Annotated in this window: 25 protein-coding genes and 2 tRNA genes; 19 read left to right on the top strand and 8 right to left on the bottom strand. The window is 40.0% G+C overall.

What is annotated here, in order from left to right:
* Positions 1-67: 67 nt before the first annotated feature.
* From apaG to EZL74_RS06520, 3 genes are all read left to right on the top strand, one after another.
* Entirely contained in the window at positions 68-454 is a 387-nt protein-coding gene (gene apaG / locus EZL74_RS06530; protein WP_131475801.1) for a Co2+/Mg2+ efflux protein ApaG, read from the top strand.
* Between the two features lie 150 nt (positions 455-604).
* Complete coding sequence (gene pruA / locus EZL74_RS06525; RefSeq protein WP_131475800.1) at positions 605-2,233, top strand: L-glutamate gamma-semialdehyde dehydrogenase; 1,629 nt, start codon at positions 605-607, stop codon at positions 2,231-2,233.
* A 106-nt stretch (positions 2,234-2,339) separates the two neighbouring features.
* A complete protein-coding gene (locus EZL74_RS06520; protein WP_161971708.1) occupies positions 2,340-3,353 on the top strand; it encodes a T9SS type A sorting domain-containing protein in 1,014 nt (337 codons plus the stop codon).
* A 28-nt stretch (positions 3,354-3,381) separates the two neighbouring features.
* Here EZL74_RS06520 and rsmG read toward each other — a convergent pair whose 3' ends face one another.
* Complete coding sequence (gene rsmG / locus EZL74_RS06515; protein WP_131475798.1) at positions 3,382-4,011, bottom strand: 16S rRNA (guanine(527)-N(7))-methyltransferase RsmG; 630 nt, start codon at positions 4,009-4,011, stop codon at positions 3,382-3,384.
* Between the two features lie 108 nt (positions 4,012-4,119).
* On the opposite strand from rsmG, the gene EZL74_RS06510 reads away from it, so the two are divergent.
* From EZL74_RS06510 to EZL74_RS06450, 13 genes are all read left to right on the top strand, one after another.
* Entirely contained in the window at positions 4,120-5,214 is a 1,095-nt protein-coding gene (locus EZL74_RS06510; RefSeq protein ID WP_131475797.1) for a fatty acid desaturase family protein, read from the top strand.
* A gap of 55 nt (positions 5,215-5,269) precedes the next feature.
* Positions 5,270-6,457, top strand: a complete 1,188-nt coding sequence (locus tag EZL74_RS06505; protein WP_131475796.1) for a pyridoxal phosphate-dependent aminotransferase — start codon at positions 5,270-5,272, stop codon at positions 6,455-6,457.
* A gap of 10 nt (positions 6,458-6,467) precedes the next feature.
* Positions 6,468-6,806, top strand: a complete 339-nt coding sequence (locus EZL74_RS06500; protein ID WP_131475795.1) for a DUF6370 family protein — start codon at positions 6,468-6,470, stop codon at positions 6,804-6,806.
* A gap of 60 nt (positions 6,807-6,866) precedes the next feature.
* A complete protein-coding gene (locus tag EZL74_RS06495) occupies positions 6,867-7,442 on the top strand; it encodes a Crp/Fnr family transcriptional regulator (RefSeq protein WP_131475794.1) in 576 nt (191 codons plus the stop codon).
* A 278-nt stretch (positions 7,443-7,720) separates the two neighbouring features.
* Positions 7,721-8,437: a pirin family protein gene (locus EZL74_RS06490; protein WP_131475793.1), complete on the top strand. Its 717-nt coding sequence runs from the start codon at positions 7,721-7,723 to the stop codon at positions 8,435-8,437.
* 4 nt (positions 8,438-8,441) lie between these two features.
* The gene (locus tag EZL74_RS06485) at positions 8,442-8,789 is read left to right on the top strand and encodes a GNAT family N-acetyltransferase (RefSeq protein ID WP_394345858.1); all 348 of its coding nucleotides are present in this window, start codon (positions 8,442-8,444) and stop codon (positions 8,787-8,789) included.
* Between the two features lie 10 nt (positions 8,790-8,799).
* On the top strand, positions 8,800-9,207 hold the full coding sequence (locus EZL74_RS06480; protein ID WP_131475791.1) for an OsmC family protein: 408 nt from the start codon (positions 8,800-8,802) through the stop codon (positions 9,205-9,207).
* Between the two features lies 1 nt (position 9,208).
* A complete protein-coding gene (locus tag EZL74_RS06475; protein ID WP_131475790.1) occupies positions 9,209-9,439 on the top strand; it encodes a (4Fe-4S)-binding protein in 231 nt (76 codons plus the stop codon).
* The gene (locus EZL74_RS06470; RefSeq protein WP_131475789.1) at positions 9,436-9,963 is read left to right on the top strand and encodes an NADPH-dependent FMN reductase; all 528 of its coding nucleotides are present in this window, start codon (positions 9,436-9,438) and stop codon (positions 9,961-9,963) included. The genes EZL74_RS06475 and EZL74_RS06470 overlap by 4 nt, the downstream gene beginning before the upstream one ends.
* Positions 9,964-10,082: 119 nt before the next feature.
* Complete coding sequence (locus EZL74_RS06465) at positions 10,083-10,613, top strand: YceI family protein (protein ID WP_131475788.1); 531 nt, start codon at positions 10,083-10,085, stop codon at positions 10,611-10,613.
* A 102-nt stretch (positions 10,614-10,715) separates the two neighbouring features.
* Positions 10,716-11,585 (top strand): ACP S-malonyltransferase, encoded by an 870-nt coding sequence (gene fabD, locus EZL74_RS06460; RefSeq protein ID WP_131475787.1) that lies wholly within the window; start codon positions 10,716-10,718, stop codon positions 11,583-11,585.
* An 85-nt stretch (positions 11,586-11,670) separates the two neighbouring features.
* Positions 11,671-13,110 carry a peptidoglycan DD-metalloendopeptidase family protein gene (locus EZL74_RS06455; RefSeq protein WP_131475786.1) on the top strand — a complete coding sequence of 480 codons (1,440 nt, stop codon included), beginning with the start codon at positions 11,671-11,673 and terminating at the stop codon, positions 13,108-13,110.
* 13 nt (positions 13,111-13,123) lie between these two features.
* Positions 13,124-13,381 carry a hypothetical protein gene (locus tag EZL74_RS06450; RefSeq protein WP_131475785.1) on the top strand — a complete coding sequence of 86 codons (258 nt, stop codon included), beginning with the start codon at positions 13,124-13,126 and terminating at the stop codon, positions 13,379-13,381.
* A 45-nt stretch (positions 13,382-13,426) separates the two neighbouring features.
* On the opposite strand, the gene galE is transcribed toward EZL74_RS06450, so the two are convergent.
* Genes galE through EZL74_RS06440 form a run of 3 tightly spaced genes read right to left on the bottom strand, consistent with a single transcriptional unit; the run spans position 13,427 to position 15,720 of the window.
* On the bottom strand, positions 13,427-14,440 hold the full coding sequence (gene galE / locus EZL74_RS06445) for a UDP-glucose 4-epimerase GalE (RefSeq protein WP_131475784.1): 1,014 nt from the start codon (positions 14,438-14,440) through the stop codon (positions 13,427-13,429).
* 7 nt (positions 14,441-14,447) lie between these two features.
* Positions 14,448-14,588, bottom strand: a complete 141-nt coding sequence (locus EZL74_RS13095) for a hypothetical protein (RefSeq protein ID WP_154669979.1) — start codon at positions 14,586-14,588, stop codon at positions 14,448-14,450.
* A 1-nt stretch (position 14,589) separates the two neighbouring features.
* Positions 14,590-15,720 carry a DegT/DnrJ/EryC1/StrS family aminotransferase gene (locus EZL74_RS06440; RefSeq protein WP_131475783.1) on the bottom strand — a complete coding sequence of 377 codons (1,131 nt, stop codon included), beginning with the start codon at positions 15,718-15,720 and terminating at the stop codon, positions 14,590-14,592.
* Between the two features lie 95 nt (positions 15,721-15,815).
* Between EZL74_RS06440 and EZL74_RS06435 the strand changes: the two genes are divergently transcribed.
* The 3 genes from EZL74_RS06435 (at position 15,816) to EZL74_RS06425 (ending at position 19,624) form a co-directional block, all read left to right on the top strand.
* Positions 15,816-17,051, top strand: a complete 1,236-nt coding sequence (locus tag EZL74_RS06435; protein WP_131475782.1) for a 3-deoxy-D-manno-octulosonic acid transferase — start codon at positions 15,816-15,818, stop codon at positions 17,049-17,051.
* Between the two features lie 37 nt (positions 17,052-17,088).
* The gene (locus EZL74_RS06430) at positions 17,089-19,236 is read left to right on the top strand and encodes a S46 family peptidase (RefSeq protein WP_131475781.1); all 2,148 of its coding nucleotides are present in this window, start codon (positions 17,089-17,091) and stop codon (positions 19,234-19,236) included.
* Between the two features lie 157 nt (positions 19,237-19,393).
* The gene (locus EZL74_RS06425) at positions 19,394-19,624 is read left to right on the top strand and encodes a hypothetical protein (protein WP_131475780.1); all 231 of its coding nucleotides are present in this window, start codon (positions 19,394-19,396) and stop codon (positions 19,622-19,624) included.
* Between the two features lie 83 nt (positions 19,625-19,707).
* Here the strand turns inward: EZL74_RS06425 and EZL74_RS06420 are convergent, their stop codons facing one another.
* From EZL74_RS06420 to mutS, 4 genes are all read right to left on the bottom strand, one after another.
* Entirely contained in the window at positions 19,708-20,055 is a 348-nt protein-coding gene (locus EZL74_RS06420; protein WP_131475779.1) for a DUF1508 domain-containing protein, read from the bottom strand.
* A 61-nt stretch (positions 20,056-20,116) separates the two neighbouring features.
* Positions 20,117-20,202: transfer RNA gene (locus EZL74_RS06415), tRNA-Leu, on the bottom strand.
* A gap of 13 nt (positions 20,203-20,215) precedes the next feature.
* Positions 20,216-20,288: transfer RNA gene (locus tag EZL74_RS06410), tRNA-Gly, on the bottom strand.
* Between the two features lie 142 nt (positions 20,289-20,430).
* Positions 20,431-22,998, bottom strand: a complete 2,568-nt coding sequence (gene mutS, locus EZL74_RS06405; protein WP_394345859.1) for a DNA mismatch repair protein MutS — start codon at positions 22,996-22,998, stop codon at positions 20,431-20,433.
* Positions 22,999-23,077 lie beyond the last annotated feature (79 nt).

Below are 23,077 nucleotides of genomic sequence, written 5' to 3'. Positions count from 1 at the left end.
TTAACATCAAAATTATACATCAAAATGTATTTTTTGTAAATTTGACAGCATAATACAATCGATTCCAATGGTTTCACAAATAACAAGAGGTATAAAAATTTCGGTTTTGACTAGTTTTGAAGGCACATACTTCAAAAACTACAAGATTCACTTTGCCTTTAGTTATGAAATCACCATTGAAAACCACAGTAAAGATTCCGTTCAACTTAATTCGCGTCATTGGGAAATTCTGGATTCACTTAACGACATTGAAATTGTTGATGGTGAAGGTGTCATTGGCAAAAAACCGGTACTAAAACCCGGCGAAAAACACACCTATACTTCGGGCTGTTTGCTTTCCTCTCCTTTCGGAGCCATGAGTGGTTTCTTCAACATGATTAATTTTACCACTACCAAAACCTTCAAAGTTACCGTACCAACCTTCAAGTTGAGCGCGCCCTTCGCTTTGAATTAAAAGTCTTGTTAAGAGCAAACTAATCTTTGCCTTTCCGTATTAAAAATTCAAAAATTCCTTTGTACTTTTGTGCTTCCTTTTGAATCCCTTCAAAAGGAAATTTTCAAATTTTCAAATTTTCAAATTGTTTCATTTTCAAATTAAAAAAATATGCCAAAAGGTTTTTTTCATATCCCGAAAGCGGTCAATGAACCCGTAAAATCATACGCTCCTAATTCGCCCGAAAAAGCAGCCGTATTAGCAGCCTACAAAAAAATGTGGAACGAAACTATTGATGTTCCTAACTACATCGGCAGCGAAGAGATTCGCACCGGTAATACCCGAAACATGACAGCACCACACGACCATCAGCATGTGGTAGGCACATACCATTTGGCCGAAAAAGTTCATGTAGAAAAAGCCATTGCTGCAGCCTTAGAAGCCCGAAAAAAATGGGCCAACCTGGCTTGGGAACAACGGGCAGCCATCTTTTTAAAAGCAGCGGAGTTAATCGCCGGACCTTACCGTGCGCGCATCAATGCCGCGACTATGATTGCACAATCCAAAACTATTTTTCAGGCCGAGATTGATGCCTCATGTGAGTTGATTGACTTTTTGCGCTACAACGTAGAATTCATGACCCAGATTTACAACGACCAACCCAAATCGGTATCCGATGTTTGGAATCGTGTGGAATACCGACCGTTGGAAGGTTTTGTGTATGCCATTACACCGTTTAACTTTACGGCTATTGCGGCGAATCTTCCGGCCAGTGCCGCTTTGATGGGGAACACGGTCGTTTGGAAACCGAGTGACAGTCAAGTATTTTCAGCCAAAATAATCATTGATGTCTTCAAAGAAGCCGGTGTTCCGGACGGTGTTATCAACGTTGTTTTTGGGGATCCGATTATGATCACCGATACCATTTTAAAACACCCTGATTTTGCCGGAGTACACTATACCGGTTCTACTTTTGTATTCAAAGAAATCTGGAAGAAAATCGGAGAAAACATCCACACTTATAAAACCTACCCGAGAATCGTTGGGGAAACCGGCGGAAAAGATTTTGTATTGGCGCATCCGAGTGCCAATGTAAAACAAGTCGTGACCGGAATTACCCGTGGTGCTTTTGAATTCCAGGGACAAAAATGTTCAGCGGCTTCGAGAGGTTATATCCCGCAAAGTTTGTGGCCTGCCGTAAAAGAGCAATTGATTGCCGATGTGAAATCGATGAAAATGGGTTCACCGGAAGATTTTGGTAACTTCATAACCGCAGTAATTCACGAAGGTTCTTTTGATAAATTGGCAAAATATATTGACCAAGCCAAAAAAGATGACGATGCCGAAATCATCGTAGGGGGTAATTACGACAAGTCAAAAGGCTGGTTTGTTGAACCAACGGTAATTGTAACCACCAATCCGAAATACGCTACTATGGAAACCGAATTGTTCGGTCCGGTGATGACAATTTATGTATATGAAGATGCAAAATGGTCGGAAATATTAGAATTGGTAGACAACACCTCTGAATATGCCTTAACCGGAGCTATTTTCAGCCAGGATCGTTACGCTATTGATGAGGCAACCAAAGCATTGCAAAACAGTGCCGGTAACTTCTACATCAATGACAAACCAACAGGGGCCGTTGTTGGTATGCAGCCGTTTGGCGGTGCCAGAGCCTCGGGAACCAATGACAAAGCCGGTTCGATGCAAAACTTGTTGCGCTGGGTTTCGCCAAGAACCATCAAAGAAACAATGGTTACTCCGGAGGATTACCGTTATCCGTTTTTAGGAGAATAATTTAAGTCCTATTCATATTAAAAAAGTCCAAGTTAAGTCTTGGACTTTTTTTATACTACTGAAAATGAATTTTTTGTACCTTCGGTTATCTGTTAATTGTCAAATTATGAAAACAAAACTACCCTTCCTTTTATTTTTCTGTTCTTTTATTTCTTGGTCGCAAAGCATTCCGGCATTTCACGGTGACAATAATTCGAGCTTTGCCCTTTTAGCGTCAACAACAGCGTTAGACCACAGCCCTTCAGGAGCCAATCAGTCGTGGAGTTTTGGCAGTCTCATTTCATTGGGCAATGTGATTTATACCTACACTGCTCCTACCGGTCTGGAAACCTCTACCTATCCGGGAACTACTGAAGTTATAGTAGGCACCAACACAAACGGCACTACAAAAATGTACACCAAAACAGCAACCGGAAACATTTTATCAATAACAGGGCTGACAGGCACTGATTTGAATATTAATTTTGCAACCAACAACGCCACTCTTGGGGCATTTCCCATGACCTATGGTTATACGAATACTGATAATGTAGCCGGAAATTATACCTACACTACTTATTCAGGAACCTTTAGCGGAACCTTAACAACCACTGTAGATGCTTACGGGACATTGACTTTGACTGACCCTGCCTATGCGTATTCAGGCAATGTAGTCCGCTTAAAAACAGTATTGAGTATTAACCTAAACTATAGCATTTTCACCAATGTTGGAACCGTTACTCAAACTTCTTACATTTACTACACAACTAACAACAACACATTTAACAATCCCATTTTCAGGAGCATAACCACTGTTTCTCTTGTTCCTGTTATGTCGATTGATCAGACGGATACAACATTGGAAAAATTTGAAGCCGTTTTAATGAATACTTCTGAAAATGCGTTGGAAGCCGTTTGGATTCAAAATCCCATAGGTGATGATATCAAAATCAACAGCACAAATCCTATTGAAAATACTACTATAAAAATATCGGATATGTTAGGCAAAACGATTTATCAATCGGACCACAACACCGTTAGCGGAACTTTGGAAATTCCGGTTTCCTTGCCCAAAGGAATGTATCTGATGAATATTAGCAACGACAAAGGCAACATAACCAAGAAAATAATAAAACCCTAAAAGAAAAAGTCCCGAACAGGGACTTTTTTTATAGCTTAAACTTCAGCGGCAAGTGCACTACCTTTTTGGTTTCAAAAAAAGGATCGGAATAAAATGTTGCGATTGCATATTCAGTAGCTTGCGGAAAATCTTTCAATTCTTCGGTCAAGTCGCCTCCTTTCAAATAAAGGATTCCGTTCTTTAATTCGTGTTTGTTTTGTTTTTTGATTTTATCCTTAATCCAGGAAACAAAATCAGGCATATTGGTCACTGCCCGGCTGACAATAAAATCAAAATCTCCTTTTACATTCTCGGCACGAAGTTGTTCTGCTTTTACATTTTTCAGTCCCAAAGCATCAACAACTGCCTGAACCACTTTTATTTTTTTGGCGATAACATCAATCAGATAAAAACGCGTTTCCGGAAATAAAATAGCCAGAGGTATGCCGGGAAATCCACCACCTGTTCCTACATCTAAAACAGTCGTTCCCGGTTCAAAAGGTTGAATTTTGGCAATAGCCAAAGAATGCAGCACGTGTTTGATATATAACTCATCGATATCTTTTCGGGAAATCACGTTGATTTTGGCATTCCAATCCTGATATAACGCTTCTAATTTTTGAAACTGTAAGACTTGATTTTCAGTTAGATTAGAAAATTGTTTGATAATTTCTTCCATGGATAGAATTTTCAACAAAAATACTGTTTTAGTTGATAATTATGATTTGTTTATAATTTTTAAAAAATTATAATATTTATCTTTGGGCAAAATTTTGATTTACACTAAATGAATTCCACAACACCTGTTTTTTCTAAAAACGATAGCTTAAAATTCTTCCGAACTTTAAATTCAAGAGTTAACAACTATTTCAAAGAAAACAATCTCAATCGTACCGGAAACTGGAAACTGCACTTAAAAACAGTTGTAATGTTTACCATTTTCCTGACACCATACTTTGTTTTACTGGCCATGCATATGCCTATCTGGGCTTACCTTTTACTCAATGTAGTAATCGGTATCGGAATGGCAGGCGTGGGGATGAACGTCATGCACGATGGGAATCACGGAGCTTATTCTTCCAAATCATGGGTGAATAAAATCATGGGCGGAAGTATATATATACTGGCCGGAAACGTATACAACTGGCAAGTACAACACAACGTTTTACACCACACATATACCAATATCCTCGGACACGACGAAGATTTGGAAGCCGGAAGAATTATGCGCTTTACCAAAGAAGCCCCTTGGTACAGTTTCCACAAATTCCAACACTATTATTCTATTTTTCTATACGGTTTGCTAACCTTCAATTGGGCCATTACGACCGACTTCCTTCAAATGAAACGGTATTTAAAACGCAACTTATCGTATGGCGAATTCAAAAAACCGGTTATCCGTTGGACAACATTAATCATCACCAAAATCATCTATTTCTCTATCTGGATTGTTATCCCCATCTTGCTTAATGTAGTTTGGTGGAAAGTATTGTTAGGCTTTTTGGTCATGCATTACACGGCAGGTGTCATTCTGAGTGTGGTCTTCCAATTGGCGCACGTGGTACAGGAAACGGAGAACCCTATCCCGGATGACAATGGTGAAATCGAGAATACCTGGGCGATTCATCAATTGTTCACCACCGCTAATTTTGCTCCTAAAAATTGGTTGGTGAATTACTACACCGGCGGATTAAATCATCAAATTGAGCACCACATTTTTCCAAACATCAGTCACATTCATTATGATAAAATTGCCGAAATCGTGAAGCAAACTGCCAAAGAATGTGAGTTGCCTTATTACGAATTTAAAACAACCCGAGAAGCCATAGCCTCACATTTCAAACATTTAAGAGAGTTGGGCAAACAGCCTCAATTAGCCTAATCATTTGTAAAAAAGCGACAACACGTCGCTTCTTTACCAAAATCTACACTCCACAATGAATAACGTATTATCCAATCGAATCAACAACTTATCTACTTCGCAAACTTTAGCTATGGCGGCTTTGGCCAGAGAGTTAAAAGCACAAGGGAAAGACATCATCAGTCTGAGCCTTGGAGAGCCTGATTTTAACACTCCTGATTTTATCAAAGAAGCAGCCAAAAAAGCGATTGACGAAAACTACAGCACTTACACGCCGGTAGACGGATACGTTGAATTGAAAGAAGCGATTTGCCGAAAATTTAAAAGAGACAACAATTTAGAGTATACTCCCGGAAACATTGTCGTTTCTACAGGAGCTAAGCAGTCGTTATACAACGTGGCTCAAGTCATGCTCAACGAGGGTGACGAAGTCATCTTACCCGCTCCTTATTGGGTTTCTTATTACGAAATCATCAAGTTATCGGGCGGTGTACCGGTAGAAGTACCAACTTCCGTTGAAACCGATTTCAAAATCACCCCTGAGCAACTGGAAAAAGCCATCACCCCCAAAACCAAAATGATGTGGTTCAGTTCACCCTGCAACCCAAGCGGCTCGGTGTATAACCGTGAGGAATTAACCGCAATCGGCAAAGTGTTAGACAAACACCCGAACATTTATATAGTATCCGACGAAATTTACGAACACATCAACTTCTCAGGTACATTTTGCAGCATTGCCTCTATTCCGGGCTTGTTTGACCGAACCATAACGGTAAACGGCGTAGCCAAAGCCTTTGCCATGACCGGATGGAGAATTGGTTACATAGGCGCACCCGAATTTATTGCCAAAGCCTGTACCAAAATGCAGGGACAAGTTACCTCAGGAGCCAATTCAATCGCTCAAAGAGCTACGATCACTGCCGTTGAAGCCGACCCAAGCGTTCTGAACAATATGGTGGCCGCTTTTAAAAACAGAAGAGATTTAGTAGTGGGCTTGGCCAAAGAAATTCCCGGATTGAAAATCAACATTCCTGAAGGAGCTTTCTATCTTTTTCCGGATGTATCTTCTTTTTTTGGCAAAACTTTACGCGGAAAGATGATTAACAATGCCGATGATTTGTCGATGTATTTGTTGTCAGAAGCCAATGTGGCTACGGTAACCGGTGACGCTTTCGGAAACCCGAATTGTTTGAGGATTTCCTATGCAACCAGCGAAGATTTATTAACCGAAGCTTTCAAAAGAATTAAGGAAGCTTTATCTTAAATATACTACTATGAAACAACTATTTTCAATGCTGGTGCTTTTGGTTTGTCTTAGCGCAACGGCACAGGAAAAACCAAAAACGCAAATTGTGGAGGCCTCTTGCGGGCAATGCCAATTTGGAATGAAAGGCAAAGGAGGCTGTGATTTGGCCGTACGAATTGATGGCAAATCCTATTTTGTAGACGGCACTAAAATCGACAAACACGGAGATGCCCATGCCAAAGATGGTTTTTGCAATGCCATCCGAAAAGCTGAAGTGGTTGGCGAAATCAAAGGCGATCGATTTGTAGCCAGTTCCTTTAAATTACTTCCAACCGAAGACGACAGTCATAAAGGACACAAACATTAATACAACAAGCGGAATTGATTTCCGCTTTTTTTATGCCCGGAAAATTGTATTTTTGGGAATATGGATCCCATCATACAAAACATCTCGAAACACATTACGCTAACGCCCGAAGAAGAGCAACTCTTTTTGTCTAAAACCGAAATCCGACACTACAAAGCCAAGACCATGCTGCACCATGCCGGACAGGTTTGTAAAGAATCCTATTTTGTCAACTCGGGTCTTATTCGCAGTTTCAACATCAACGACAATATTGTGGAACACGTGCTGAGTTTTGCCTGCGACGGCTGGTGGATTAGCGACATGTACAGCCTCCTCTCCCAAAAACCGGGAAACCTCTTTATCGAAGTATTGGAAGACAGCGAAGTGATGGTTTTATCCAAAGAAAATCAAGACCAATTGTATCTGGAAATCCCCAAACTCGAACGCTTTTTCCGCATCTTAATCGAAAATTCATTGGTGGCCAACCAGGAAAGACTGATGGACAACCTCAGCCTCACCGCCGAAGAGCGCTTTGACAAATTCTGCAAACGCTATCCCACCCTGCTCCAACAGGTTCCTCAAAAGCAAATTGCTTCCTACATAGGCGTGACTCCTGAGTTTTTCAGTAAAATGAAAGCGAGAATGCTTAAGAAGTAAAACGATACCAGAACCCACCCATCTTAAAACATCTCTTCCTCATGTTATATTCCTGTTGAATGCAGTATACATGCAATGTACTTGCGATGTGCATCCGATATTTTATAAGGTTTTATCGGACACACATCGCATACACATCGAACACACATCGCACACACCCCTAATAAAACTCGAAAACCAAAACCACAAACCCGGACCCATTTCTTAACCTACATTAAGTGTAATCTGGGCACCCCAATTGTAAATTTGTATCATAATAATCATTAAATTTATACGATATGAAAAATACAATCTTACACAAAGCCAATACCAGAGGACATGCCGACCACGGTTGGTTGAACGCTCATCACACATTCAGTTTTGCAAGCTATTACGACCCGAACCGGGTACAGTTTGGAGTCCTTAGAGTTTTGAATGACGACATTGTTGCCCCGGGTATGGGATTCGGGACACACCCACATGATAATATGGAAATCATTACCATTCCGTTAGAAGGTGATTTGGCACACAAAGACAGCATGGGAAATACGGAAGTCATCAAATTTGGAGATGTTCAGGTGATGAGTGCCGGCACGGGGATTCAACATTCTGAATTCAACCCAAATCACGACCGAAGAACCAATTTGCTTCAAATTTGGGTATTCCCGAAATACCGCAATGTGGAACCGCGCTACCAACAGATTACGCTGGACACGACCGACCGTCATAACAAGCTGCAACAAATACTTTCTCCTAATGCCGATGATGCAGGAGTTTGGATACACCAAGATGCCTGGTTTCACATGAGCAATTTGGATAAAGGAACAACTTTGGATTACACCCGCAAAAAAGAAGGCAACGGTTTATACGTTTTTGTAATCAAAGGAAGTGTAAAAGTAGATGAACAAGAACTCGAACAACGCGATGGATTGGGCATTACCGATTTTGAAAAAGTAACATTCAAAGCTACAACTGATACCGAAATCTTACTGATGGAAGTTCCGATGGTTCAATAAATATATGAGTGTAAGCCAGAGAATAAACCTCTGGCTTGTATTTTTTACTAAAAAAAAACAAACCAATATGAGCGCTGAAGTACAATTAAAAATAGCAGACAATAAAGGCTTTTTTTACATCGATATCGATGGGAAACGCGAAGCCATGATGACCTTTGTTTTTGCAGGCGAAAACAAAATCATTATTGACCACACCGAAGTCTATCCGGGAAATGAAGGCAAAGGATTTGGCAAAAAAATGGTAACCAAAGCGGTAGAATATGCCCGTGAACACGGTATCAAAATCATCCCTCTTTGTCCTTTTGCCAAAAGTGTGTTTGATAAAGTTGCTGAATTCAGAGATGTTTTGTAATCAATAAAATATGGCAAATCTTTTAGAAAACAATATAGAAGGAAGCATAGGCACTCAAAAATACCTATGCACTATTTCCTGGCGTAACGGCACCTTGTTGATGGATGAACCCGAAAACGTGGGCGGACAAAACATTGGTCCCGATCCGTTTTCTACTTTCTTAGCTTCGTTGGCCGGTTGTACGCTTTCTACGTTGAGAATGTATATTGACCGCAAAGGTTGGGACATCCCCGAAATCAATATCTCACTAAATCTGGCTCAGGATGTAACCCCTGAATTAGAGACTACCATTTCAAGAGCCATTACCTTTCCGGGCAACATCAGCGACGAACAAAAAGAACGCTTGTTATCGATTGCCGAAAAATGTCCGATATCTAAAATCCTTAAAAACAAAATAACTATTAACACCACTATATAACATGGATCCTAAAAACCTAACCAAAGAATACACCAATGGCGAAGTAACCATAGTGTGGCAATCGGGGAAATGCATACATTCAGCCAATTGCGTAAAAAACAATCCCGATGTTTTTAAACCCAGAGAAAAACCTTGGATTACCCCCGAAGGTTCTACTACAGAAAAAATTATTGAAACAATAAAAAAATGTCCTTCAGGCGCTTTGACTTATTACTTAAATAACGAAAAATGAAAAAAATCATAGCTTTTGGCGGTTCGTCGAGCAAGAACTCCATCAATAAACAATTGGCCGTGTATGCGGCAGGTTTATTTGCAAATGCCGAAGTAGAAGTACTGGATTTAAACGATTACGACATGCCGGTATTTTCGGTTGACCGGGAAAAAGAAAACGGAATTCATCCTTTGGCTCAAGTCTTTTATGATAAAATAGGCAGTGCGGATTTTATCGTTCTCTCATTGGCCGAACACAACGGCGCCTATTCCTCAGCGTTTAAAAACACTTTAGATTGGGCATCGCGCATCAATAACAAAACCTTTCAGCAAAAACCGATGTTATTGTTGGCAACTTCGCCGGGAGCCCGAGGTGGAGCAAGTGTATTGGATATTGCTTCCAAAAGATTTCCATACCAGGGCGCTGAAGTAAAAGGAACATTTTCACTACCCACTTTCTTTGAAAATTTTGATACTGTGAACGGCATTATTAATCCCGAATTCAAAAATCAACTGATGGAAATTATTCAATCCATCGAAATCTGAAGTACATCAAATGACTTTGAAGTTGAATTTATTTCTTAATCTAGGTTAAGTGACACCTGCGCCAAGTCAACCTAACTTTGTACTATCAAAATGAAAGTAAAAATTTAAAAAAATAAATTATGGCAACAACTAAATGGGCTATAGACCCGACACATTCAGAAATTGGTTTTAAAGTGAAACACATGATGTTTACTAACGTATCCGGAAAATTTGAAACCTATGATGCATCAATCACTACAGAAGATGATGATTTTACTAAATCCGTAATTTCGTTTTCGGCGGATATTGCTTCTATCAACACGAACAACACGGACAGAGACAATCACCTGAAAAGTGCTGATTTCTTCGATGCGGAAAATTATCCGAAGTTGAGCTTTACCTCTTCTTCTTTTACCAAAATAGATGATGAAAATTATGAATTAATCGGAGAATTGAGCATGCACGGCGCAACCAAAACTGTAAAACTGGCAACTGAATTCAGCGGTTTAATGAAAGACCCTTGGGGAAACACCAAAGTGGGGTTGAACATTTCGGGCAAAATCAACCGTAAGGATTGGGGCTTGAATTGGAATTCGGCTCTGGAAACCGGTGGCGTTCTGGTGAGCGAAGAAGTAAGGCTGACTATTGAAGTACAGCTTTTAAAACAATAAACTATTCAACAGAATAATATGCAAACCCTGAGCTTTACTTGAGTTCGGGGTTTGTTTGTTAAAAAATAGTATTTTTGCTTTTCAAAACAATAAAACCACAAGATGAAAGCATACGTTTTTCCGGGACAGGGAGCACAATTTACCGGTATGGGTAAAGACTTATACGAAAGTTCGGCAGTAGCCAAAGAATTATTTGAAAAAGCCAATGATATACTCGGCTTCCGAATTACCGACATCATGTTTGAAGGAACCGCTGAAGAATTGAAAGAAACCAAAGTAACCCAGCCGGCTGTTTTTTTACATTCGGTAATTTTAGCCAAGACATTAGACATAAAACCCGATATGGTAGCCGGACACTCCCTTGGCGAGTTTTCAGCATTGGTAGCCAACGGCACTTTATCGTTTGAAGACGGGCTGAGATTAGTATCCCAAAGAGCCATAGCCATGCAAAAAGCATGTGAAATAACACCTTCAACCATGGCAGCAGTTCTGAATCTTGATGATAAAATTGTGGAAGACATTTGCGCTTCTATAGATGGTGTAGTGGTGGCAGCCAACTACAATTGTCCGGGCCAATTGGTCATTTCAGGCGAATACAAAGCCGTAGAAGCAGCTTGTGAAAAAATGAAAGAGGCAGGAGCCAAACGCGCGTTGATTTTACCGGTAGGCGGCGCCTTTCACTCTCCCATGATGGAACCGGCCCGTGAGGAATTGGCTGCAGCTATCGAAGCCACTACATTCAATACCCCGAGTTGTCCCGTTTATCAAAATGTTACAGCCAGTGCGGTTTCAGATGCCAATGAAATCAAGAAAAATTTAATCATTCAACTGACAGCTCCGGTAAAATGGACTCAATCGGTTCAGCAAATGATTAAAGACGGTGCCACCAGCTTTACCGAAGTGGGTCCCGGAAAAGTACTGGTAGGATTGGTAAATAAAATTGACCGAGAAGTAGAAACGATTTCGGCTTAATTGATTCCAAAATAAATTAAATCCTCACAGCAATAGTTGTGAGGATTTTTTAATTACATTTACTTGATTTTTAAACAATTGACCTATGAAAAATATTTCCAAAATATTAAAAACAATAGGCATTATTTTTTTGTTTTTGGCATCAATCTCACTCTATTCCCAAACTAACAAAAAAGATTTTCAAGTTGACGGTGGCAATTATCCTTTCCCTAAAAATGATGCGCAACACCCTTGTATCAGTATTGAGGAATATGAGGTTTTAAATAAAGAAGTGGGTGAAAACCTGAGAAAATTACACCTTGAAGACAGAGTCAACCGAAATTCATTAACAACATCCCTGAATTGGCCTTTACAAACAGCATCAGGATTTACTCAGTGTTCCTACCATTTTATTGGTGCTTATGTTGACCAAAACACCGCTACAACAGCAATACAGGATTATGACTGCGGAACCAATACATACGATGGTCATCACGGAACCGATATAGCTATATGGCCTTACAGTTTTTATAAAATGGATAACAATCAAATTGAAGTAGTTGCAGCAGCAGCCGGAACTATAATCCAGAAAGCCGATGGAAATTTTGATCGAAATTGCTCAAGCAATACATTAACGGCCAATTCGATTATCATTCAACATGCCGATGGCACTTACGCACTGTATTGGCACATGAAAAAAAACTCGGTGACCACAAAAAATGTAGGACAAACTGTAGCCGCCGGAGAATACTTGGGTATAGTAGGGAGTTCGGGCAGTGCCTCTGGGCCCCATTTGCATTTTGAAATTTGGTCGGGCAATACCAATACAACCTACAAAGATCCTTACTCGGGAAGTTGTAATCTTTTGAATGTGAATTCATGGTGGGCTTCACAAAAACCACACACGGATCCGGCAATTATGAAAGTGTCCGTAAATACCACAGACAACATTATGCCGGGTTGTCCAACAACTGAAACCCCTAACGAAAGTGATGTATATGTGATTCCTTTTCAAGGAGATGGTTTACCGGCAGGTTATGCTAAGTTTTATGTTTTTTTAAGAGAGATTCCAGCTAATTCGCTGTTGACAATGCGTATTTTAAATCCTAATGGAACTGCTTTCAGTTCTTGGACTTATACAGTTCCTACGTTAAACAAAATAAGTTATTGGGGATTTTCTAAACTGTTACCAACCACTGATGGCAATTATATTTTTGATGCCACCTATAACGGACAAACTTGCTCTAAAAGTTTTACGATTACTCACTCCCTTGGAATAAATGATGTTACTACAGCTGACTCATTCAACATCTTTCCCAATCCGACCAGCGATGAATTCTCCCTTTCGGTATATAGTTTGGAAAGCAAAACCTATACTTACTGCCTTAGTAACATAACGGGGCAAATTATCGAAACAGATAAAATTACCATTAACAATCATAAGTGGGAAAAGTCTTTTTTGATATCCTCTTTATCCAAAGGCATTTATTTTTTAACTTTGAATGATTCAAATTCACAAATCGTTAAAAAGATTATCAAAAATTAAAATCAACAATTTCATGAAAAAAATAATTTTAGCGCTGGCCTTTGTGGCTATGATTTCCTGTCAGGATAAAACCAAAGAAAAAATTGAAGATGCTAAGGATGCCATTGGCACTGAGGTAGAACAAAAAATCGACACCGTGACCGAAAAAGCAGAATCAGCAATTGACACTGCCAAAGCCAAAGTAAAAGACAAAGTAAAAGATGTGGTAGCCAAAGGGGCTGAAAAAGTAGAAGAAGGTGCCAAAAAAATACAAGAATCAGTAAAGAAATAAAAAAAGTCCTCTTTTACAGAGGACTTTTTTATGAAGTATTAAAACTTAACTTCTGATTTTTTGTTCCCATTTCCAAGCGGAGGCCAGGGCCTCTTCGAGGGAGGTTTCCGCTTTCCAGCCCAATATGGTGTTGGCCTTATCGGTATTGGCATACGCTTCGGTAATATCACCTTCGCGACGGGCTACGATTTGATAGTTGAGTTTTTGACCCGAGACGTTCTCGAAAGCCTGAATCACTTCCAAGACCGAACTTCCTTTTCCGGTACCGAGATTAAAGGTTTCGACTTTTTCCTGATTTTGTTTGTTGAGTAAACGCTGTAACGCCACCACATGGGCTTTGGCTAAATCCACTACGTGAATATAATCGCGTATACAAGTTCCGTCCGGCGTCGGATAATCGTTTCCGAAAACGGATAATTTTTCGCGCAAGCCAATAGCCGTTTGGGTAATGAATGGTACTAAATTTTGAGGAACCCCTATAGGCAACTCCCCTATTTCAGCGGTAGGATGGGCGCCAATGGGATTGAAATACCGCAACAAAATGGAACGCAACGGGGTAACTTTGGCCGTGTCCTGAATAATTTCTTCGCCGATTTGTTTGGTATTGCCATAAGGCGAAATGGCTAGTTGCACCGGAGCATCTTCGGTGATTGGCATTTTTTCGGCTTGCCCGTACACCGTACACGACGAACTGAAAATAAAGTTGGCCCGTGGCAATTGGATTAATTCCTGTAAGACATACACCAAAGCGTTGATGTTGTTTTCGTAATAAAGTAAGGGATTTTCCACACTCTCCCCGACCGCTTTGGATGCGGCAAAATGAATAACCCCTACAATATCCGTGTGCTTTTTGAAAAAATGCTGAACAGCCGATTTCTCGCGCAAGTCGAGCTTTTCAAAATGCGGTTGTTTACCGGTAATTTTTTCAATGCCCAGTAACACCTTTTCTTCGGCATTGGAAAGATTGTCAATGGCGATAACTTCGAATCCTTGATTTTGTAATTCAACTACGGTGTGTGACCCTATGAACCCAAGACCTCCGGTAACTACTACTTTCATTAATCGGTTATTTTGTTGATTCTTTTATTTCTTTGGTTTTATTTGATTTTAACTGCGACATCACATATTTTGTTCCCAGAAACGCGATGGCAAAAACCACAACAAAAATCAGAACCTGAACCCCTATTTTTTTATTGTCCTTTTCCATTTTATTTCAAAAACTCCAAAACGCTGTCTGTAATAAATTGGATTTGTTCGTCATCCAATTCGGTGTGCATGGGCAACGAAATCACTTCTTTCACCAACTGGTTGGTCACCGGAAAGTCTTCTTCTTTGTAACGACTGTCCGCATACGCTTTTTGACTGTGCAACGGAATCGGGTAATAAATAGCACACGGAATTCCTTTGGCCAATAAATGTTCCATCAGTCCGTTTCGATCGGCATCGATAATACGTAAAGTGTATTGGTGAAACACGTGGCAATCGCAGTTGTCACAAATGGTTGGTGCAATGATGTTTTTATGGCCTTCAAACGCCGCCGAATATTTACGCGCCGCGTCCTGACGTGCTTTTCCGTAAGCATCCAAGAACGGTAATTTGGCATTCAACACCCCGGCCTGTATACTGTCTAAACGCGAGTTTACACCAACCACATCGTGGTGGTATCGTACATACATCCCATGATTAACAATACCTCGAATTTTGTGTGCCAAATCGTCGTCATTGGTAAAAATAGCGCCACCATCACCATAACAGCCCAAGTTTTTAGAAGGGAAAAAGGACGTTGAAGCCACATGTCCTATCGTTCCGGCTTTCTTCTTGGTGCCGTCAGAGAATTTGCAATTCGCACCGATAGCCTGTGCATTGTCTTCGATTACGTATAAATTGTGTTCTTTGGCAATCGCCATGATGGCTTCCATATTGGCCGCTCTTCCGAACAAATGTACCGGAACAATAGCTTTGGTTTTGGGCGTAATGGCTTTTTTTATGGCCTCAATTGAAATGTTCATATTGACCATATCCACATCGACCAAAACCGGCGTCAGTTGCAACAGTGCAATTACTTCTACGGTGGCCGCAAAAGTAAAATCGGCTGTTATTACCTCATCGCCCGGTTTTAAATCCAAAGCCATCATGGCAATTTGAAGCGCGTCGGTTCCGTTAGCACACGGAATCACGTGTTTCACGTCGAGGTACTGCTCCAAATTCTTTTGAAACTCATGCACCAAAGGGCCGTTGATATAAGTGGTGGTATCTAAAACTTCCTGAATAGAGGCGTTAACCGTGTCTTTTATTTTATCGTATTGACTTTTTAAGTCAACCATTTGAATCTTTCTCATGTTGTAAAAATTAAGCGTAGCAAAAGTAACAAATTCTGAAGTAGAATATCCTATTCCGCAAAAGAAACGTATTTTAGCGCAACAAAAATTAGGAGATGCTTTTTCTATACAATCTATTACTGGTTTTGGCCGCACAAGTCGTTAAATTATTGGCGGTTTTCAGTCCCAAAATAAAACTGTTTGTGGATGGCAGAACCACTGTCTTTCAAACTTTGGCAGAGAAAATCAATCCGCAGGACAAGACCATTTGGTTTCATGCGGCTTCGCTCGGCGAATTCGAACAAGGACTGCCGGTGATGGAAAAAATCAAACAGAAATTCCCGAATCACAAAATTATACTGACGTTCTTTTCGCCATCTGGATATGAAGTCCGAAAAAATAATACCATCGCCGATGTGACCGTTTATCTGCCTTTGGACACCCAAAGCAATGCCCGTGAATTTTTAAAATTGGCACATCCCGATTTGGTCTTTTTTATCAAATACGAATATTGGCCCAATTATTTGAACGCATTGAAAAAAGCAGGCATTACGACCTATTTGATATCGGGGATTTTCAGAGAAAATCAGGCTTTTTTCAAGTGGTATGGCGGTTTCTACAGAAAGGCTTTGCAAACGTTTGATTACTTTTTTGTGCAAAATGAAAGTTCTAAAAAGCTGCTGCAATCTTTGGGGTATCAAAACGTAAAAATCTCCGGCGATACGCGTTTTGATCGCGTGGTTTCGATTTTGGATCGCGATAACTCTCTTGATTTTATAGCACATTTTAAAGACGGAAAAATCACTATTGTCATTGGAAGTTCGTGGCCAAAAGATGAAGCTTTGCTAATCCACTTCATCAACCAAGCGCCCGAAAGCGTCAAATTCATCATTGCGCCGCACAACATCAAAGCCGACCAAATTCAGGAATTGAAAAAGGCCATTTCAAGAAAGACACTTTTATTTTCGGAAAAAGAAAACCACAATCCGGCCGATTTTCAGGTTTTTATCATTGATACGATTGGTCTTTTGACCAAAATCTACCGTTATGCCGACATTGCTTATGTAGGCGGTGGTTTTGGAAATCCCGGCGTACACAATCTCTTAGAACCGGCAACCTTTGGCATTCCGATTGTGCTGGGTCCCAATTATTCGCATTTTGCCGAAGCCACTGCACTGGTCAATTTGGAAGGCTGTATTTCTGTAAACAATCAAGAGCAACTCAACGATGCCTTCAATCTTTTGATTGCCAATACCGACATTCGTCACGAAAAAGGGCATATTTGCGCCACTTTCGTGCAAATGAATAAAGGCGCCACCGAAGTGATTATGAAACATCTTTGTAACAAATAAAACATTTAACAAACACATACTTCAAAACTAAATTGACATGAAATTTTTAAGACTTCTTCTTTTATTTGTTTTTGTTCAGGTAAATGCCCAACAAGGCGGCATGTGGATTCCTTCGCTTTTGAAAGGAATGAACGAAAACGAAATGAAAAATCTGGGCATGAAAATCACAGCAGAACAGATTTATTCCATCAACAAATCGAGTTTAAAAGATGCCGTACCCCAATTTGACGGTGGCTGCACTGCCGAAGTGATTTCGGATAAAGGGTTGATTTTAACCAACCACCATTGCGGGTTTGATGCCATTCAAAACCATTCTTCGGTTGACCACGATTATTTAACCAATGGCTTTTGGGCCTACAAAATGGAAGATGAACTGCCCAACAAAGGAATGGTCGTGACTTTCGTCATTCGCATTGAAGACGTGACCACTAAAGTGATGGAAGGAGTTGCCGCCATTTCTGCCGAAGTGGACAAGCAAAAGAAAATTCAGGAAAACATCAGCAATCTGACCAAAACCTTACCCAAAGAAGCTTGGCAGGAAAACAGCATCCGTACCTTTTACGACGGAAACCAATACCTTCTTTTCGTGACCGAAACCTATAAAGACATTCGATTGGTTGGGGCGCCGCCAAGTTCGATAGGAAAATTTGGCTCTGATACTGATAACTGGGTTTGGCCGCGCCATACAGGAGACTTTTCTATGTTCAGAATTTATGCCGACAAAAACAACCGACCGGCAGAATACTCGGCTGACAACGTTCCGTACAAACCGAAATACTTTTTCCCTATTTCTATCAAAGGCGTAAAAGAAAACGACTTCACGATGGTAATGGGCTATCCCGGAAGAACACAGGAATATTTGCCTTCGTATGCAGTTGATCAAATTGTAAACACCCTCAATCCGGCAAAGATTGAAGTGCGCGATGCCGCTTTGAAAGTACAGGATGGCTTTATGCGCAAAGACAATGCGATTAAAATTCAGTACGCCTCAAAATATGCCGGTGTAGCCAATTATTGGAAGAAATGGATAGGCGAAACCAAAGGCTTGAAAAAGTCGAATGCCATTGGGGTCAAACAAAAATTTGAAAAAGATTTTCTTGAAAAAGTCAACAAAGCCGGAAAACAGTCTGAATACGGCAGCTTATTGAGTGATTTTGAAAAAAATTACAATGATATTAAGGACTATGCCTTAGCCAGAGATTTATTTACTGAAATCGCTTTGCGAAACACCGAAATTCTGACGTTGGGATACAAATTGTATCAGTTGGAGCAGATTTACAATAACAAAGGCGAACAATCTTTTAACGACCGCAGAAACACTTTAATCAACGGTTTGGGCGATTTCTACAAAGATTTCAACCCGGCAGTAGATCAAAAAGTATTCGAGCAGCTGATCGGTATTTATGTTAAAAGATATCCGAAGCCATTTTTGCCAAGTTTCTTTGAGAATGTCAATCCTGAAGTACTGGCAAACGATGTTTTCACCAAATCACAATTGGTTACTTACGACAAAATAAAAGTACTATTGACCGGCGACTCTAAAACCGTGTTGGAAAACATTAACAAAGACAATGGATTCAAAGTAATCAAAGCCATGGCAGATGGTTACTTAAAAAATGTAGCCCCTAGATACGATGAAATCAATTTAAAAAACATCGCTACCCAACGCACTTACATGAAAGCCATTTTGGAATTGAGTCCGAAATCCGCGCGCATATTCCCGGATGCTAACAGCACCTTGCGCGTAACGTACGGAAAAGTAAAAGGCTACAAACCCAATGACGGCGTGATTTACGAACCGTTTACTTATTTGGATGGGGTGATGGAAAAATACATTCCGGGCGATTATGAATTTGACGTTCCGAAAAAACTAATTGATCTGTATAATACCAAAGATTATGGCATGTATGGCTCTAATGGGAAAATGCCGCTAGCTTTTATTGCCACCAATCATACTACGGGAGGCAACTCGGGTAGTCCGGCCTTGGATGCCAACGGTAATTTAATCGGATTGAATTTTGACCGTGTTTGGGAAGGTACCATGAGCGACATCTATTATTCGCCCGAAATATGCAGAAATATTATGGTTGACCTGCGTTATGTACTGTTTATCGTAGATAAATTTGCCGGTGCTCAAAACCTGATTAAAGAGATGAAAATCATCACCGCCGAAAAGAAAAAATAATTTTTTAACTTTATTTTAAACTTTGGCACGATTGTTGTTAAATAGAAACGGAAGCAAAAATAGAGATTTTTAAAAAAAGTTAAATAAAAGTTTTTCCGAATAAAAAAATTTATATCTTTGCCTCGAATTAATAATTAACCTTTTATAATTAAGTAAGATGAAAAAAGTATTTTTAAGTTTAGCTGTTGTTGCTGCATTAACTGTAGTATCTTGTAAACAAGCTGATGCTAATGCTGAAGCTGCTACTGATTCAACTGCTGTTGAGGCTGTTGACACTGCTGCTGCTCCTGCTGCTGATACAACTGCTGCTCCTGCTGCTGACACAACTGCTGCTAAAGCAGAAGCTGCTCCAGCTGAAGCTGCTCCAGCTGCACCTGCAAAAAAATAATTAGTACACACTAGTTATCTTTAAAGAATTAAAGCCACGCAATGCGTGGCTTTCTTTATTATATCAACTTTCGCAGAGCTGTATTAATCAGGAAAAACAAAATCACCTCCCGAAAAATCAAGTACTTCTGCCTTGGACGCATACTTACTAATCTCCTGAATACCTTTCTGCATCATCAATTCAGTAGCATATTTTCTACTGGTTGCCACTACCTTTTCATTCAGCATTAACTTAAAGAAGCATTTTCCTTTACTGGTTTTAAAACGCAGATAACTGCAAGTATTTAAAGCAGCTTTTATCACTTCTATTTCCTCTTCACATTCAAACCGCAATTCATAACCGGCGCTAATCAAAATAGTCTTCCCCCTTCGGGAAACAAACTCAAACTTGTATTCGTCATTTTTTTTTCGGCTTATAACAAAAGTCCCCATAAGTTTCTTTACAAAAGAGATTAAAACAAAAAAGCCTCAAACATTAAAGTTTGAGGCTTTGTACTCAGAGCGGGACTTGAACCCGCACGAACATTGCTGTTCACTGGATTTTAAGTCCAGCGTGTCTACCAATTTCACCATCCGAGCGTAATCGTTATTGAGCGAAAAACGGGGCTCGAACCCGCGACCTCAACCTTGGCAAGGTTGCGCTCTACCAACTGAGCTATTTTCGCATTTCAAATTGTATAAGAACCGCAACACTTGTGCCGTATTGCGGATGCAAATGTAATACTTAAATTGAATTATACAAACCTTTTTTTGAAAAAAACTTTTTGAAAATCTAATTCCCTGATTAGCAAAATCAAGCGATGCACATTATTTTTTGGTCAGCATTCTTTTCAGCTCATTCAACTTCATCAACGCTTCAACCGGCGTCAACGTATTGATGTCTAAATTCAATATATCTTCCCTGATTTCTTCCAACAAAGGATCATCCATGCTGAAAATATTGAGTTGCATTTCATCTTTGGCCGATTTGATGGTGTTGAGCGCATCACTGGAATGATTCTTTTCTAACTTCTTCAAAAGTTTCTGGGCTTTCTGAATCACCATTTGAGGCATGCCGGCCATCTTGGCTACGTGTATTCCGAAGCTGTGGGCGCTCCCTCCTTTAACCAGCTTTCTGATAAACAAAACCGTATCCTTAAGTTCTTTTACCGAAACATTATAATTCTGAATTCTAGGCAACAACTCACTCATTTCATTGAGTTCATGATAATGAGTTGCAAACAGTGTTTTTGGCCGTGCCGGATTTTCATGCAAAAATTCCGCGATTGCCCATGCAATGGAAATTCCGTCATACGTACTGGTTCCGCGTCCGATTTCATCTAAAAGCACTAAACTTCTGTCTGAAATATTGTTAAGAATAGATGCTGTTTCATTCATTTCAACCATGAATGTTGATTCGCCCATAGAAATATTATCACTGGCTCCTACTCTTGTAAATATTTTATCTACCACACCCATTCTTACTTTCTCGGCCGGGACAAAACTTCCCATTTGAGCCAACAACACAATCAAAGCTGTTTGACGCAATATAGCCGACTTACCCGACATGTTTGGTCCGGTAATCATGATTAACTGTTGAATATCTCTATCTAAAAAAACATCATTGGCTACATAAGGAACTCCGACCGGCAACTGTTTTTCAATCACAGGATGACGACCATTGGTAATTTCCAGTTCAAATGTGTCATCCAGAATAGGACAAACGTAATTGTTCTCTATGGCCAATTGTGCAAAAGACGTAAGACAATCAAGCTGAGCCACCAAATTTGCATTCAACTGCACTTGTTTGATGTAGGTCCCAATCCAAACCACCAGTTGTTCAAACAAATGACTTTCGATTTGGTGTATTTTTTCTTCGGCTCCGAGGATTTTGGTCTCGTATTCTTTCAGTTCCTCAGTAATGTAACGCTCCGCATTGACCAAGGTTTGCTTGCGAATCCATTCGGAAGGCACTTTATCTTTGTGCGTATTTCGAACTTCAATATAATATCCGAATACGTTATTAAAGGAGATTTTGAGAGAAGTAATTCCGGTACGCTCCGATTCGCGGGCTTCAATACCTTCTAAATATTCTTTTCCTGAAAAAGCAATGCTGCGCAGTTCATCTAATTCTGCATGAACCCCCATTGCAATTGCGTTTCCTTTAGCAATGGCTACCGGAGCATCTTGATTGAGAGTAGTTTGTATTTTCTCACGAAGCAAATCACAAGCATGCAAATTATCTCCGATAACTCGGACTGCTTCTTGTTTACTTTCCAAAGCAATACTCTTAATCGGAATTATGGCATCCAGTGATTCTTTTAAATAAATGACTTCACGAGGCGAAATTTTCCCGGTAGCCACTTTGGATATCAAACGTTCCAAATCAGATATTTGTTTGATTTGATATTGTATCTTTTGAAGAATTTCCTGGTTGTCTTTCAAATATGCAACCACTTCATGACGGCCTCTTATTTTATTTATATCTTTCAAAGGCAAAGCCAGCCAACGTTTCAACAATCTTGAGCCCATAGGCGACAGCGTTCGATCGATAACATCCAGAAGGGTTACTGCATTTTGTGAAGTACTGTGATACAACTCGAGGTTGCGAATGGTAAAACGATCCATCCAAACATAGGCATCTTCGGCTATACGATTGATGTTGGTGATGTGCTGTAATTTGTTATGCTGTGTTTCTGATAAATAATAAAGAATGGCTCCCGAGGCAATCACACCATCTGTCAACTCTTCAACACCAAAACCTTTTAACGAATTGGTTTGAAAATGATTCATAAGGGTTTCCTGCGCATAATCCTCTTTATACACCCAATCTTCCAAATAAAACACATTAAAGTCTTCGCCAAAAGCTTCTTTAAATTGGACTTTGTTATTTTTTTGAATCAAAATCTCGCTGGGACTGAAGTTTTGCAACAGCTTATCAATGTATTCTTCGTTTCCTTGTGCCGTTAAAAATTCTCCGGTTGAAACATCCAAAAAAGCCACACCCAGATTTTTTTTACCAAAATAAATCGAAGCCAAAAAGTTATTGGATTTAGCCTGCAAAACCTCATCGTTCATAGATACACCGGGCGTCACTAATTCGGTCACTCCACGTTTAACAATGGTCTTGGTCATTTTGGGATCTTCCAACTGGTCACAGATGGCTACGCGCAATCCGGCCTTTACCAACTTAGGCAGATACGTATTCAAAGAATGATGCGGAAAACCGGCCAAAGCAGTTTCGGTTTCTGTACCTGCACCCCGCTTAGTCAAAACAATTCCCAAAATCTTTGAAGCTCTGATGGCATCTTCTCCAAAAGTTTCATAAAAATCCCCTACCCTGAACAACAAACACGCATCGGGATATTTTCTTTTTATCTCGTTGTATTGTTTCATTAAAGGGGTTTCCTTGGCTTTGTTTTCTTTGACTGACAATGGATTTCGTATTTTATTTATGAGAAAGCGAATTTAAAAT

The organism is Flavobacterium silvisoli (genome assembly GCF_004329815.1).
Classification (GTDB): domain Bacteria; phylum Bacteroidota; class Bacteroidia; order Flavobacteriales; family Flavobacteriaceae; genus Flavobacterium; species Flavobacterium silvisoli.
The sequence above is the reverse complement of the archived record's forward strand: the minus strand, read 5'-3'. Positions and strand labels throughout refer to the sequence as shown.

Excerpts from the sequence above, each read along its gene's own strand:
- EZL74_RS06490 (WP_131475793.1), top strand. The coding sequence starts at position 7,721 with ATGAAAAATACAATCTTACACAAAGCCAATACCAGAGGACATGCCGAC.
- galE (WP_131475784.1), bottom strand. The coding sequence starts at position 14,440 with ATGAAAGTAGTAGTTACCGGAGGTCTTGGGTTCATAGGGTCACACACC.
- EZL74_RS06430 (WP_131475781.1), top strand. The coding sequence starts at position 17,089 with ATGAAATTTTTAAGACTTCTTCTTTTATTTGTTTTTGTTCAGGTAAAT.
- EZL74_RS06440 (WP_131475783.1), bottom strand. The coding sequence starts at position 15,720 with ATGAGAAAGATTCAAATGGTTGACTTAAAAAGTCAATACGATAAAATA.
- fabD (WP_131475787.1), top strand. The coding sequence starts at position 10,716 with ATGAAAGCATACGTTTTTCCGGGACAGGGAGCACAATTTACCGGTATG.
- EZL74_RS06500 (WP_131475795.1), top strand. The coding sequence starts at position 6,468 with ATGAAACAACTATTTTCAATGCTGGTGCTTTTGGTTTGTCTTAGCGCA.
- EZL74_RS13095 (WP_154669979.1), bottom strand. The coding sequence starts at position 14,588 with ATGGAAAAGGACAATAAAAAAATAGGGGTTCAGGTTCTGATTTTTGTT.
- pruA (WP_131475800.1), top strand. The coding sequence starts at position 605 with ATGCCAAAAGGTTTTTTTCATATCCCGAAAGCGGTCAATGAACCCGTA.
- EZL74_RS06450 (WP_131475785.1), top strand. The coding sequence starts at position 13,124 with ATGAAAAAAATAATTTTAGCGCTGGCCTTTGTGGCTATGATTTCCTGT.
- EZL74_RS06520 (WP_161971708.1), top strand. The coding sequence starts at position 2,340 with ATGAAAACAAAACTACCCTTCCTTTTATTTTTCTGTTCTTTTATTTCT.
- EZL74_RS06480 (WP_131475791.1), top strand. The coding sequence starts at position 8,800 with ATGGCAAATCTTTTAGAAAACAATATAGAAGGAAGCATAGGCACTCAA.
- EZL74_RS06435 (WP_131475782.1), top strand. The coding sequence starts at position 15,816 with ATGCTTTTTCTATACAATCTATTACTGGTTTTGGCCGCACAAGTCGTT.
- EZL74_RS06495 (WP_131475794.1), top strand. The coding sequence starts at position 6,867 with ATGGATCCCATCATACAAAACATCTCGAAACACATTACGCTAACGCCC.
- EZL74_RS06465 (WP_131475788.1), top strand. The coding sequence starts at position 10,083 with ATGGCAACAACTAAATGGGCTATAGACCCGACACATTCAGAAATTGGT.
- EZL74_RS06470 (WP_131475789.1), top strand. The coding sequence starts at position 9,436 with ATGAAAAAAATCATAGCTTTTGGCGGTTCGTCGAGCAAGAACTCCATC.
- rsmG (WP_131475798.1), bottom strand. The coding sequence starts at position 4,011 with ATGGAAGAAATTATCAAACAATTTTCTAATCTAACTGAAAATCAAGTC.
- EZL74_RS06425 (WP_131475780.1), top strand. The coding sequence starts at position 19,394 with ATGAAAAAAGTATTTTTAAGTTTAGCTGTTGTTGCTGCATTAACTGTA.
- EZL74_RS06420 (WP_131475779.1), bottom strand. The coding sequence starts at position 20,055 with ATGGGGACTTTTGTTATAAGCCGAAAAAAAAATGACGAATACAAGTTT.
- EZL74_RS06475 (WP_131475790.1), top strand. The coding sequence starts at position 9,209 with ATGGATCCTAAAAACCTAACCAAAGAATACACCAATGGCGAAGTAACC.
- EZL74_RS06505 (WP_131475796.1), top strand. The coding sequence starts at position 5,270 with ATGAATAACGTATTATCCAATCGAATCAACAACTTATCTACTTCGCAA.
- EZL74_RS06455 (WP_131475786.1), top strand. The coding sequence starts at position 11,671 with ATGAAAAATATTTCCAAAATATTAAAAACAATAGGCATTATTTTTTTG.
- mutS (WP_394345859.1), bottom strand. The coding sequence starts at position 22,998 with ATGAAACAATACAACGAGATAAAAAGAAAATATCCCGATGCGTGTTTG.
- EZL74_RS06510 (WP_131475797.1), top strand. The coding sequence starts at position 4,120 with ATGAATTCCACAACACCTGTTTTTTCTAAAAACGATAGCTTAAAATTC.
- apaG (WP_131475801.1), top strand. The coding sequence starts at position 68 with ATGGTTTCACAAATAACAAGAGGTATAAAAATTTCGGTTTTGACTAGT.
- EZL74_RS06485 (WP_394345858.1), top strand. The coding sequence starts at position 8,442 with ATGAGTGTAAGCCAGAGAATAAACCTCTGGCTTGTATTTTTTACTAAA.